Source organism: Bartonella saheliensis (assembly GCF_902162175.1).
In genome coordinates, this window is record NZ_LR607210.1 from 1 (window position 1) to 13795 (window position 13795).

Genomic DNA, 13795 nt, shown 5'->3' on the forward strand with positions numbered 1-13795 from the left:
ATTTAAAAAATAACCCTTGAAAACCGATATTAATCAATCAATTTATCAACGGCTCATCCTAAAAGAAAAATGCTGATTTATAATCATAATCCATTGTTTTGCATATTATTTGCCTATTAAATGTAAAACCACCTGACGATTATAAATTTCCCTTAATTTTAACGCTGTTTATTATATTGAATTAATTAAATTTATTTGCTTATAAAGCACGAATAAAAGTGATGTGTAGAGCGAAAGTAGTGCATAGGAAAAAAACTTAAAGAAAAAGTCACTTATAAGGTATTTTAACGACCAAGTGCCGTTGCAAAATCAAAAGATGATAAAATATATATCGAGCATCTTTTTTTACTGCAAAAATTTAAAGATGATCGTATACAATCGTTTTGCTATTATAGGTGTTTTTCTATTATAGGGATTTACCGTTATATCCTTCGATGTGCAGCGTTATAAAATAGACTTGAATACTTGCTTTTTCGTTAAAACGAACAGCGTACAACGCAAGGGAATTCTGTTTATCCTAATTTCAACGGTACTTCTTCTTTATCATTTGATCGCCCATCAAGTTATAAGCGCATCAAGCTCTCTGTAATTTCGCGCGCAACGCGTCGAAAAGTATAACAATTAAATTCATTAAGCCCCACCATCTTGACGCTTCATAAAAGCAAGCCGGCACCACCACACACTTTAACAGAAGCCTAACTTTGCAAGACCAAACCTTTAGCACTTGAGATGGTTCATAAGAAGCGTACCTGTGCAGTTTTATACCTCACAGTTAATCTACTTGTGATGTGGAAGAGACATCGTTTTTATTCACTCAAAATGGAACAGATTTGGAATAAAAAAGCCTTATAATTTTCAAGACTCTCATTCAACATGAAATACTCTATAAATTAACATAGCGTCATTATATGATTTCATCTCATGTAAATTCTTCTCATTACATTCAGTTTTTTCTTCAGAAACACTAAAATCTGTTAACACACTCTCCAAAGTCAAATTTGTGTCATCCGAGCCTTCATACCAACATAAATGCTTTGGTTATCTTTTCTCCATAGCCAAAATAAAAAGACACATCAAAAATGCTTACAGAAACTACTGATCTTTAGAAGGGATAGCGTATATTCCATCAAAACTGTGTTAGCTTCTCTCAATAAAATCTTCACTATTTTTAATAAATCTCTCATTTTTAGAATATCCCTATGGGATGTAAAAATACACCTATTTGCGTTTTTTTTATAGATAGATTAAATAGTGAAGCACCTTTGATCATTTTATCTGTATTAACCTCTCTTTTGGGCAATAATTTATGGTATCTAACACGCCTTTTCTCGCTCTTTTACCTTTAGGCGCACACGAATATCATGGAGAGCATCTTCCCTTTGAAACCGACTGGATTATTGCTGAAGCTTTTGCAAAGGCTCTCGCGTTAGAAACAAAAGAACAATTTCATATCACCCTTTTACCGGTTGAAAAAATTGGCTATTCTATAGAACATATGGATATTAAAGGAACACAAACCCTGACCTTTTCTGATGCGATTAAGCGCTGGATAAAGATTGGTGAAGACTGCTATCACAAAGGGATCAACCGTCTTCTTCTTCTCAATGCTCACGGGGGAAATTCACCTTTAATGAGCATTGTTATCACCGAATTGAGAAGGCGCCTTTCCATGCTTGCTGTAGCGACAAGCTGGAGCCGTTTTGGTTTACCACAAGGTCTGATAGAGCCTTCTCAACAGCCTCTTGATATCCATGGTGGTTTTATCGAAACCTCTCTCATGCTCTATTTAGCGCCAGAAAAAGTTCATATGGAAAAGGCAAAAAATTTTCATAATAAACAAGCGGATATGATTGCCAATTATCGCTATTTACGCGCTTATGGTCCTCATGCCTTTGGCTGGACAATGCGTGATCTCAACACGCAAGGTGCAGCAGGAAACGCAAGTAAAGCAACCCCCCAAGCAGGGAAAGCAATCTTTTCTCATGTTCTATCTCAGCTTCATGATTTACTTGATGATATCAAACGGTTTAACATAAATACATGGCAGTAAAGAACAATAAAAGGTCTCTCCATGGAAACGACATCCCCAAAAAAACTTCCTGTTACGGTTCTCACAGGCTATCTTGGTTCAGGAAAAACCACCCTTCTCAACCGCATTCTTAGTGAAAATCATGGCAAACGTTATGCTGTCATTGTCAATGAATTTGGTGAAATTGGGATTGATAATGACTTGATCATTGAATCAGATGAAGAAATTTATGAAATGAATAACGGCTGTGTTTGCTGCACTGTACGTGGCGATCTCATTCGTATTCTGGAAAGTCTGATGCAACGTTCTCATCGATTTGATGCAATTATTATAGAAACAACAGGACTTGCAGATCCCATTCCTGTTGCACAAACCTTTTTCATGGATGATACAGTCCATGAAAAAACAACGCTTGACAGTGTCATAGCGGTCGTTGATGCAAAGCATTTTCCCATTCAACTGAAAGAAAGTCGTGAAGTTGAAGAGCAAATTGCTTTCGCAGACATCGTTCTTTTAAATAAGATTGATCTCGTCACGGCACAAGAACGAGCCCATGCAGAATCGCTTATTCTTGCTATTAATCCTCGCGCTATACTCTATACAACACAGCGCACCAATATTCCTCTTGATAAACTGCTCAATCGTGGTTTCTTTGATCTCCAACGGACGCTAGATCATGAGCCTCATTTTCTTGATCACGAGCATAATGACCAACCTGAAGATCATGTGTGTGGTCCCGATTGCCATCATGACCATCATCATCACACATCTACCATTCATGATATTACCGTCACTTCTATAAGTTTAAAAACAGGTGCCCTGAAACCAGAAAAGTTTTTTCCTTGGATCCAACAACTTACACAGCAACAAGGACCTGATATTTTGCGTCTTAAAGGCATTATTGCCTTTCAAGGAGATGATGATCGTTATGTCATTCAAGGTATTCATATGCTTCTTGAGGGACAACATCAACGTCCATGGCGTGAAGATGAAAAACGAGAAAGCCGCCTTGTTTTTATCGGACGCTCTCTTGATGGCGAAAAATTAAAAACTGATTTTGAAAATTGTGCATAATAAAATTGCGCATAAAATGAATGGCAATACCTAACATGACCCATTATGATCTCCAAAGCTACTGCCTTTCCTGTGGTTTTATAGGCAATAAACCAGCCTTTGTTTCCGTAGAAGGCTTGATTGTTTTTTTAACTCCAACCCCACAAATCTTTGAAGTTCATAAAGGAATAATTTCAAGTCATTTTTCCCGTGACAATACGGCAATCATCACAGGGGGAGAAGATGGAAAAATCTGTCAAACAACAGCTAATGGTCATACAGAACTGCTCAGTCAAAAAGAACGCAAATGGATAAATAACGTTGCTTTTGGCCCTCAAAAAGCTTTTGCCTTTTCCTCCGCACGTCTCGCATTTGTGCATGTGGGAAAAGAACAACAAGAGCTCCCACATGAGCGCAGTATAGAAGGCTTGGCTTTCGCCCCAAAAGGCTTACGGCTTGCTGTGGCTCATTACAATGGCGTTACGCTCCATTGGCTCTCAACACAAACATCTCCCACAACATTGGTATGGAAAGGCGCTCATTGTGGTGTTACCTTTTCACCAGACAACCGCTATGTCATTTCTACGATGCAAGAAAACGCCTTACACGGCTGGCGTCTTAGCGATCATCAACATTTACGGATGAGTGGCTACCCAAGTAAAGTCAAAAGCTGGTCTTGGAGTGTAAAAGGAAAATGGCTTGCAACATCAGGTGCTTCTGCCGCAATTGTTTGGCCCTTTCATACAAAAGACGGCCCCATGGGAAAAACCCCCTTAGAACTTGGAACACGAGCAAATGCCCTTGTTAGCACCGTTTCATGCCATCCAAGCAAAGAAATTGTCGCCATAGGTTTCAATGATGGAATGATTTTAGCGGCACATTTTCGTGATGGAAAAGAAATCCTTCTAAGAGGGGATGGGAAAAGCGCTATCTCAGCACTCAATTGGGATCAAGCAGGACACAATCTCACCTTCGGCTGTGAAAATGGTGAATGTGGTATGATCAATATCACTGATTAAGCCAAGCACTAACAAGTACAGCTATCACCGATTAAAATATCCACGCAATCCTCTAGAAATCTAAGTCCCCGCCCATCTCTAGAACTCACAGAAATTCCCCCCTCTCCAAATCCCCAAGGTCTTTATAATCATGAAATCTTCCATCTTCCTCTCTCCTCCCTTTAAATAAGACAAGACCTTAAACAAGTTTTTGACCTTTTAAACATTGTTTTCTCCATACAAGAATATCACTTATAAAACCGCCTCCATCCCTCATAAAGCCATCTTTCTTTATAATAATCTATGGCCATGAGCTGCACACTCCCATCAAGGCACTATTCTTAAAACTTCAGCAAAATAGAGCTTATCGTATCATCGAAAAGTCCTCTTTTTTCCTACAATCAAGAGAAGGACCTCAACGCTATTTTTCTCAATAAAATTTTTTAACCGCTACTCCACACCTTAAAAAATAAAATTCCTTACCAGTTCTGATCAACAATTTAACTTCTTATCTAGACATATCAAATCGGTTTAACAAAGGGATCAAAATCTTTTGCTTGCGCATTACAAACAGGCAAGAGCCCGTATCGATACAAAACATTTAAGAACAGACTAAAAATACTTCTTATGAACATTTTCGAGTGTTAAAGTCATTGCAATATTGAAAGCTTGGAAAACAGAATGATGATGCTCAGTTATTACAGTAATAAAAATAATCTATATCTTATCGAAGTTGCTCTTGGCATCTATCATTTACAAAAAAACACTCCTAAGAACATCCATTAAGCATCTTTTCCTTTTTATGATTATTTAACCTAAAATTCTCTCAGTATTTTCTAAAGATACAACTGTTTCTCTAAAATACTCAAGTAAACGTCTTAATAAATATGTATATTAACGAATATAAACGTGAATACAGTTTAGATTTTTTCTTATATAAAGTATAAATAAAAAGATAAAACAAATATAAAAGTATTTTAAAAAATACTTAAAAATATCATGATTATATAATAGATGAATAAAACCAACCATCAATACTTACTAGTTTTAAATATGAATCAACAAGTAATTACGTATAAAATATTTTAATCACATTCATAATGAAATCTTTCCTCATATCACAACATTAAAACTTGTAGAAAATTTCTCATTACATAAAAGAAAGCATTTTGAGTAACTTTTTATACTTTTAAAAAATAACCATATTGATGAAAGAGTATAAATTATAGGAGATTAAAAAGGCAGAAAAATTTCCTGCCTTTCATATAAAAATGCACAATGGAGCTCTTTTAAAAACGATGACGTAACCCAGCAGAAAAACTCGCACCAGAAAAACCAACTTTTTTAAGCCGATGCTGATAAGTGACATCCCCATAAAGAGAGAGTTTTGAAGAAAGACGTGCATTAAACCCAAGCCCTGCTTCCAAAGAAGAACCAAAAGAACCTAACTGGAAATCATCTTTAAAAGAAACAAATTGCTTATCTTCAAAAGAATGCAAATAAGAAAACTTACTATAAAAAGAAACCTCTCGTCCCTCTTCTACAGCACCAAGCGTCTTGCTTAAACGCCCGCCAACACGCCCCATCCATTGATGAAATTTTCCCAAATCAACATCAATATGATCAACATCATATGCCTGATTAAACTGAAGATGCTGATAAATAACCTGAACCTGTGGATCAAAAACAATACCTTTACATCCTATTACAAACCTTTTGCCACTCGTTAAAGATCCACTAAACTGTTTCCCCTTTAACGCCATAACCTGGCCTCGTGCAAGGGTTAAAATATCTCCCTTAAAAAGACCATAGGATAACATCCCATCGATATACAAACCTGTATCATGCTGTAGGCTTCCATAAGTCCCAATAGACCATTTGTTTAATGCGCTTTTTTTGCTTTGTTCAACATTCTGCGGTTCTAGAGAAAGTTTTCCATAGTTTCCCAAAGCCCCAAAAAATGTACGCGTATATAAGCTCTCCATCTCGTTTAACAAAACACCTGCTTGAAACGCATTATAATCAAGCTCAGCACCATAGCCATATTCAAAATCAGATAAATTGGAAGCATAATGATGACTTGCCCCATAAGCATGCAGAAAAAAGGCAGTGTTTTTATCATCTCTCCCAAAAGAATAAAAAGCACCCCGCATTGTCTCTAACGTCTTATTTTGCGTAGTCATTTCCATCAACCCCGCATGGAATAAAGCATTTGGCAAAAGGAGGTACGTTGGCAATTGAGGTACAACAGCTCTAATTCCTTGTTCAGGCTGAACATCAAGCGGAATAGGGAAATGAGGTGAAGGCTCAACAGAAGCAGAAGGCTTAGAAGGCTTTGGTTCAACGGGGAGAGAAGGAACAACAGAATCCGTAGATGAAGGAGCGACCGGAACAGATGGCTTAGATGGTGGTATAACCTCATCAGTAGAAGTCTCAACGGGAACAGTAGGCATAGGCACAGTAGAAGGATCCTCTGGAACTGTTGGTACAAAAGGAAGCTCAGGCGAAACAGGTTTAGAAGGAATAAGTGTAGAATCCGTAGGAATAAATGTTTCAGACGGTTTAGATTCTTCAGGCAAAGAAGGTGTAGATGGTATAAGTGGAGGCTCAACAGTAGACGGTTGTTCAGGCGAAAGTGTCTCTGTGGGACGCTCAGAAGGGATCTTTTCTTCTTCAGATTGAGGAGGAATAACCGTAGGAGTCGGTTTAGAAGCAGATTCAGAAGAATCTAACTCAGAACCAATATAAACACTCTCGAGACGAAAGTCCCAAAAATCCCCTTTCCCTGCAACCAATCTATTTTTGGGATCTGCATTTCCAGCAGAAGAACTTGGACCATAGCCACGAAGTTTATATTGGTAAGGAAAACCATTCACGGTCGTATAACTATTGAGTAACTTAAAAGAATTTTCCTCTGCCGTCCCTGCAACTTGAATAAGTGAAACACTTTGGCTCCCTTCACTTCCAGCTTCTTTATCTGAAGTTTTTTGAAATTTTTCCATCCCAATGAGGGTGGTTCCCTCAACATCCCCATAGATCAAAATGCGATCCGTTTGTTGAGAATTAAATGAACCATCATTATGCATAAATGTGCTCATCTTAATCTGAACATTTCCCTTCGCACTGTATACTTTATTGGATAAGTCCTCCATACCAGCTGTTTTATCACTATTGTCTAATGCAAGAATATTGTCCTCATTGTTTATTTCGTTTCCAATATACAATGTTTGATAATCTTGAGAGATATATTTCTCAAAAAAAACGGTACTATCCAAAAGGCTCAAAGTAGAAAGCGATGAAACCGTAAAGTCCGCTTCTTGTGAGCCTTGATATTTACGCTTAGTAAGATACCATGTAGAACTATTTCTTAATTGCAAATCAATACGAGACCTGCCATCAATACGTGCTCCCCCTGTAAGAGTCGAAGAATAGGCTTGAACACGAAGAGAGGAACCATGTTCAGCTTTTAACAATAAATCACCAGAAATCTTTGTATTTTCCGATAATTCAAGGGTAGCTTCAGCCCCATAACCAGCATCTCCCGTACCATAAATGGCAATGCCCTCTGGAACTAAAAAATTTGTCTTTGATAATTGAACAGATATCTTTTCCAGAGCAACACCTTGTGCTCCCAGACTTCTCATATTGCCCCATACACCATTGGAATTTAATCCATAAAAATACAGACCATAGGTTTCCTTACCCTGAACAGAAATATTGGATTTTTCAATCTTAATATTCGTCTTCTTAAACGCATCAGCTAAATTAAATCCTTGTCTCAACAACCTAGCTTTATTATTCACATTCTCTGAAGAACTTTTAACCAAAAAACCATGCATATCACTCAGTTCAATAGAACTATTATTCAATTGAACAAAACCACCTTGAGAAATATCAAAAGCTTCTGGTAATTTATTGACACTTTTCTCATCAATGATAACAGTTTTTTGTTCTCCTTTTCCCTTAATGACAGAACTATCAAAACTATACTCTCCCCCCAAAAGTGATGAAAACGGGCCTTTCCCATTAAAAATAACGGTACTCCCTGACAACCTAATCTTTGAACCCAAACTGCTAATCAGAGCAGTCTCTCCTATACCATTCAATTCTTTTGATGTCGTTTCTCTTGGTGTCGTTTCAATCTTGACACGCACTAAAGCAATATCTGTTCCTTTACCCAGTGCAGAAATAGCGTGAGAAACCCCCGTAATAGTGCCATCTGTCATGCGAATAACCGCACTTTCAGCATGAAGGGCAGGTATATTCTTAAAATTTGAATCTTTTAGATTAAGATGAGCTCCCTCTTTTGCTAATGCCCCATAGCCATATATTTCATCTGCGTTATCACCCGTAACAGTTATCTGAGATGCATCAACAACTGTACCTGCTTTTTCTACATATAGAGCTGAAATAGGAGTAGCGTTAGAAATATATTCTTGAGAATATTTTAAATAATAAGTTTTATTTTCAATTGTATGTTTTTTTCCATCATTGCATTTATAAAACTGAGCATTTGGATCACAGAGATTTCCTAAATGAGAAGAATTTGCATTAACACTCACAATAGGCAAAAAAGAAACAATAGCCGTTGTGATAAATAAAAATCTATAATCCCTTAATACATTAACCATAATTCTATTCCCAATTTTTCTTTTCCCCCCTTCCTGACTTAAAAATAAAAAATACGCGCAATAACACCCACTTAAACAAACAAATAGTGAGAAGTATAAAACTTAGATATTCATTTTATACTTTACACAACATTCTGTAGCTTATGTAAAATTCAGATTATATTTCATGGGCGCTTAAAAACGATAGCGTAACGCTCCTGAAAAAAATCATCCCTGAAAAAGCTACTTTTCTAAAATGATGCAGATAAGTAACATCTCCATACAATACAAAGTTTGAAAACAACGACACATTCAACGCCACTCAAGTTTCTAAAAAAGAACCCAAAGCTCCTCATTAGAATTCATCTCCAAACTGAACACATTGTTTTTTCTAAAACTATTGGCAAAATGAAACTTTCCATTAAAAGAAACAATTTCTCCCTCTTCAAAAAGCTACAAGTATCTCGCTTAAACGCCCACCAATACGCATCAGCCACAGATCAAGTTTTTTCATTTCAATATCAAAACCATCGATATCTGATATCTTATCAAAGCGCACATTTTGATAAACGATCTGAAACTTCAAATCAAAAATAAGCCCCTTATGTCCGCTCATAAATGACTTTCCCGCAATGAATGAAACTCCAAAAAATGCTTGCTTCAATGTTGTTGTCTTGCCTCTTGCTTGCATGAGAACATCCCCTTTACATATCCTATAGGGGAAAAGACCACCGATATAAACAAGCTCTATCATTAGGAACACTAAAGCTAGTTTTCTTGAACTGAATCTCCCCAAATATAGCCGATGCCCCTGCTTCTATATATTCCTCTTGTGAGGGACTTTCTTTTAAAGTCCCCTCTCGAACGTCACGCCCATGAAAAGAAATATTTGAATTCTCAAAAACAACGCCAGAATAACGCCACCCCCATAAGCTAGATAAAGGTTTATCACCCCATATGCTATATTTCATCACACTTCTAGGAATGAAAACAGCTCCCATGCTCTCCATCACGAGATCATCAATATTTGAAACATTAATCTTACCATCCTTAACAAAAAGAAAATCGCCTTAGCTTTAGTCCCAAAATAGCCTGATTAAAACCATGATCATAGGCACTTATACTTTTATCATTAATCGTGTTCTCACCACTTCCAGTAATGGAAACCTCATCCGAAGCAATCTTCATTTTTTCTCATGCAAATACTTCTGATGAAATTCTAACAGTGTTTTTTAACGCTCAAACCCCATCAATTTCCAAACTTCTCTTTTCTCCATCTAATACTTACCTAACCAAACTTTTTTTGCCTTCAAAACACCAAAAAACAGCTATCAGCAGTACCTGAACGAGTATCACTCGCACCACAACCCAGGCTCTTCAAAAGCATCACATGAATAGGATTTTAAAAGAAAACAACATGAAGTTTCTCCCTCTTCTTTTACATTATAAACAAAGAATAAAACAGACGTCGTAAGAGCACATAAAGATACATGATGTTTTAATACTTTCATCACGATTAGCTCTAAACTCCCCTTACTTCATCTTCATTAAAAATCGAAAAGAAAGATCCAACTCATCGATAGATTATTCCTATTATGTATTATTAACATAATTCTTTTTGGATTATACGTAAAGTTAAAAATCAGAAAAAAACACAATAAAGTCATTTTTTGTGTCTATTGTCTCTACAAAAGATGCGTTAAAAAAATAAAATTAAAAATGATAGCTTAATCCACCAGAAAAATGCGTTCCAGAAAAGCCAGATTTGGTAAATTTATGCTTATAAATCAGATCGCTATGAAAAGTAATTTTTGTGGATAATTGCGAATAAATACCAAATCCAGCTTCTAAAGAAGAACCAAAAGAACCAAGTTGGAAAGCATCTTTAAAATACACAAATTGTTTATCATCAAAATTACGAACGAAATGAAGCGTACCATAGAATGAGAGAACCTGTGCATCTTTCATCAATGTCAGTGTTTTGGTTAAATGCCCGCCAATACGCATCCCCCAATGATCTGGTCTTCGCATATCAATATTAAGATTATCAATATCACGCGTATTATGAAACTGAAGATTTTGATAAACAAATTGAACCTGTGGTTCAAAAATAAAACAACGACAACCTACCATAAATGTTTTACCAGCCGTTAAGGAAAAACTTAAGGGCTTTCCTCTCAATACAGCCGTTTTACCTCGCTCACGCGTAAGAACATTGCCATTAAACAAACCATAAGAGAAGAGACCATCCATATAAAGTCCCGTATCATGCTGCATACTCCCATATGCTGTGATTGTCCATTTATCAAATATACTTTCTTGATGTTGTTTCACCTCTCGAGCACGCAAAGAAAGTTTACCATAATTTCCCATAATTCCAAAAGATGTTGTACTATATACATTTTCAATTTTTTTGAGTAAAATACCTGCCTCTAGTGCATTATAATCAAGGTCACCTCCATACCCATATGCCAGTGCAGACAAATTGGAAGTATAACGATGATGTCCCCCGTAACCACGCAAAAATAAAGCTGGATTTTCATTAGTTTTCAACAATCGACGAGAAAAATTTCGCAGTGTTTGCAACTGCTTATTTTGATAACGGATATCCACCAATCCAGCATGAAATAAGGTATTTGGCACAAGAACATAAGTTAAAACCTGTGGAACAATAGTCCTCACATTTGACCAAAAATGAGAAGAAAGCTCAAAAACAGGGGGAGTAACAGAAGAACCAGATACAGGGGAAGAAACAACAGAAGGAGTGCGAGGGACAGAGGGCGGAACTGATGAACCAGACGCAGGGGAAGAAACAACAGAAGGAGTACGAACTACAGAGGGCGGGATAGATGAACCAGACGCAGGGGGAGAAACAACAGAAGGAGTACGAACTACAGAGGGCGGGACAGATGAACCAGATGCAGGGGGAGAAGCAACAGAAGGAGTATGAACGACAGAGGGCGGGATGGGTGAACCAGACGCAGGGGGAGAAACAACAGAAGGAGTGCGTACTACAGACGGGGGGATAGGTGAACCAGACGTTGGCACAACTGGAGGAGATTGAGTTATAACTGGAATAACGGGTGCAAGAGAGGGAGGAGGATTTGGAACATCTAGCATAAAAACATCAGATGTATCAGGTGTAGTTGTCCGATGAGAATCCCTATCAGGAGAAGAAAGACCTGGCTCTTGAGGTTTTTGCTGAGAATTAGGATTATTAACCTCCTCTTTACCTCCAGTCATATTAGGATGAGCTTTAGGAAAAGAAGGAACCTCATCAGAAACAGGGGGAACAATGAAATCAAGAACAGGAGAAACTTCAGTGGGATCAAAAGAGGAAGAATCAACAAATTTACTTTCAAGGCGAAAATCCCAAAATGTTCCAGTGTTTTTAAGCACTCTTTGATTGGAATCTGCTTCTCCTAAACGAGAACTTGGACCATAACTCTTAAGATGATACTGATAGGGGGAATCTTCAACTGTAACATACCCCCCCTTTAACTGAAAAGAATCTTCAGCGGCTTTTCCATAAACCTGAATAATGGAAATTCCCTGATCATTACCACCCTCTCCCGTCAGTGCCCCTGGGCTTCCAGGAACCTTATAAACATCAACTGTTGTTTTTCCTTCAAGATCACCATTGATTAAAAGCCTATCAGTTTTCTGCTTTTTAAGCTCTCCCCCTTTATCCAAATATGCATTAAGATAAAGATATGTGTCACCGTGCGCTTTATAAACCGTCCCTGATCCTTTTCCGATGAGAAGTGTCTGATAACCATCTGTTGTTTTAGATTTGAGTTTCTCAAAAATAAGAAAACTATCCGTAAGTTCGACCGATGAAATAGAAGAATAATCTCCTAACTTAGAACCAGACACATCAGAGCTTTGTAATTGTCCATATTTTGGTCGCGATAAAATCCACTTTGAACCATTTTTTAACACTATCTTAGCTGTAGAACTTTCATCAACATATGCGCTTCCTTGTAAGGTAGAAGCATCAGCTTTGATCTTGATATTGGAATGTTCAACCGCTTTCAGAAGTGAATCGCCAGAAACTTTTGAATGTTGTAATAGTTTAACAGAACTTTCGAATTCGCGGCTATAAAGAGCCGTACTTTCTGGGGCCATAAAAGTTGTCTGGGTCAACTGGACCGCCCCTTTTCCAGGTATGATTGTTTTGGTCCCATCCAAAACAGCTTGCCAAAAAAAGTGCATACCATGAAATGCTTGTCCTCTTACAAAAACATTGGAATGTTTGATATGAGCAACATTATGATTATTCCCTTGCAATACAAGCCCATGAGCATTGTTAACATTAACATTGCCTTTCTGAAAATGAATCAGACCTTTTCCCTGAAGCATACTAAAAGCAGAACTTTCACGATGATTGTCTGTATTTGTCGCCTGTTTGCCGTTTCCTGTAATAGAAACACCCTCTAAATTAATTTCTCCCCCTCCTCCTGTTTGAACGGCAATACCATCCGCAAAATTAATTTTTCCTCCTTTCATATAGATTTTTGCCCCACTATGACTCAAAAGAGCTATCGCACCAGCAGATGTCTTAATCTCTGTTTTAGTTAAAAAAACAAGCGACCGCTCACTCGAAGCACTGATCCCCATTCTGGTTGCTTTGATTACCCCGTTTTGCATTTCAAAGCCACCATCCTCTTCAATATCAGCTCCTATCGACACATCATTTAACATGGAGTCGAACAGAGCAACGCCTCCCCCTTTTGAAGCTTTTACAGCAGTTGTCCAAGCGCTGTTTTCGGAGTGCCCATCGGCATTCAAAACACTGTTAATGATTATAGCCTCTCCCTCAATGAGGGTATCTTCTCCAGATGCCTCTAAAGCTGCCTCAGGACTTTCACCTGTGAGTTGATAAGTTTTCCTAGAAATTTCATGCGTCTGTCCATCATTACAATGATAAAATGAGGCACTTTCATTACATGAATATTGCTTTTTCTGAGAGGAAACTTCACCGGCATCAGCATTTTGTACAAAGAAAAAAATAACCGTTGTAAAACGACATAAAGAGAGATGATTTTTGAACATAATTTTCTACAAACTTTCTTCCCCTTCTCTAAAAATAAAAAAACACGCGT

At 37.4% G+C, this 13795-nt stretch carries 8 protein-coding genes; 3 read left to right on the forward strand and 5 right to left on the reverse strand.

Features of this window, described 5'->3' with window-relative positions; translation table 11 throughout:
- Positions 1-1306: 1306 nt before the first annotated feature.
- The 3 genes from FS875_RS05975 to FS875_RS05985 are packed head-to-tail and all read left to right on the forward strand — an operon-like array spanning position 1307 to position 4101.
- Positions 1307-2050 carry a creatininase family protein gene (locus FS875_RS05975; protein ID WP_144754422.1) on the forward strand — a complete coding sequence of 248 codons (744 nt, stop codon included), beginning with the start codon at positions 1307-1309 and terminating at the stop codon, positions 2048-2050.
- A 21-nt stretch (positions 2051-2071) separates the two neighbouring features.
- A complete protein-coding gene (locus FS875_RS05980; protein ID WP_144754425.1) occupies positions 2072-3103 on the forward strand; it encodes a CobW family GTP-binding protein in 1032 nt (343 codons plus the stop codon).
- A gap of 26 nt (positions 3104-3129) precedes the next feature.
- Positions 3130-4101: a WD40 repeat domain-containing protein gene (locus FS875_RS05985; protein ID WP_144754468.1), complete on the forward strand. Its 972-nt coding sequence runs from the start codon at positions 3130-3132 to the stop codon at positions 4099-4101.
- Positions 4102-5369: 1268 nt separating this feature from the next.
- Here FS875_RS05985 and FS875_RS05990 read toward each other — a convergent pair.
- The 5 genes from FS875_RS05990 to FS875_RS06005 all read right to left on the reverse strand — a co-directional run bounded on the left by FS875_RS05990 (position 5370) and on the right by FS875_RS06005 (position 13745).
- Complete coding sequence (locus FS875_RS05990) at positions 5370-8711, reverse strand: autotransporter outer membrane beta-barrel domain-containing protein (protein ID WP_144754430.1); 3342 nt, start codon at positions 8709-8711, stop codon at positions 5370-5372.
- Between the two features lie 424 nt (positions 8712-9135).
- The gene (locus FS875_RS05995) at positions 9136-9381 is read right to left on the reverse strand and encodes a hypothetical protein (RefSeq protein WP_144754433.1); all 246 of its coding nucleotides are present in this window, start codon (positions 9379-9381) and stop codon (positions 9136-9138) included.
- A gap of 22 nt (positions 9382-9403) precedes the next feature.
- Positions 9404-9691: a hypothetical protein gene (locus tag FS875_RS06000; protein WP_144754437.1), complete on the reverse strand. Its 288-nt coding sequence runs from the start codon at positions 9689-9691 to the stop codon at positions 9404-9406.
- 49 nt (positions 9692-9740) lie between these two features.
- Entirely contained in the window at positions 9741-9878 is a 138-nt protein-coding gene (locus FS875_RS10170) for a hypothetical protein (protein WP_166428889.1), read from the reverse strand.
- A gap of 525 nt (positions 9879-10403) precedes the next feature.
- On the reverse strand, positions 10404-13745 hold the full coding sequence (locus tag FS875_RS06005) for an autotransporter outer membrane beta-barrel domain-containing protein (protein WP_144754440.1): 3342 nt from the start codon (positions 13743-13745) through the stop codon (positions 10404-10406).
- Positions 13746-13795 lie beyond the last annotated feature (50 nt).

Coding starts and splice junctions, on each gene's coding strand:
- FS875_RS05975 (WP_144754422.1), top strand. CDS start 1,307: ATGGTATCTAACACGCCTTTTCTCGCTCTTTTACCTTTAGGCGCACAC.
- FS875_RS05980 (WP_144754425.1), top strand. CDS start 2,072: ATGGAAACGACATCCCCAAAAAAACTTCCTGTTACGGTTCTCACAGGC.
- FS875_RS05990 (WP_144754430.1), bottom strand. CDS start 8,711: ATGGTTAATGTATTAAGGGATTATAGATTTTTATTTATCACAACGGCT.
- FS875_RS05995 (WP_144754433.1), bottom strand. CDS start 9,381: ATGCAAGCAAGAGGCAAGACAACAACATTGAAGCAAGCATTTTTTGGA.
- FS875_RS06000 (WP_144754437.1), bottom strand. CDS start 9,691: ATGGGAGCTGTTTTCATTCCTAGAAGTGTGATGAAATATAGCATATGG.
- FS875_RS10170 (WP_166428889.1), bottom strand. CDS start 9,878: ATGAAGATTGCTTCGGATGAGGTTTCCATTACTGGAAGTGGTGAGAAC.
- FS875_RS06005 (WP_144754440.1), bottom strand. CDS start 13,745: ATGTTCAAAAATCATCTCTCTTTATGTCGTTTTACAACGGTTATTTTT.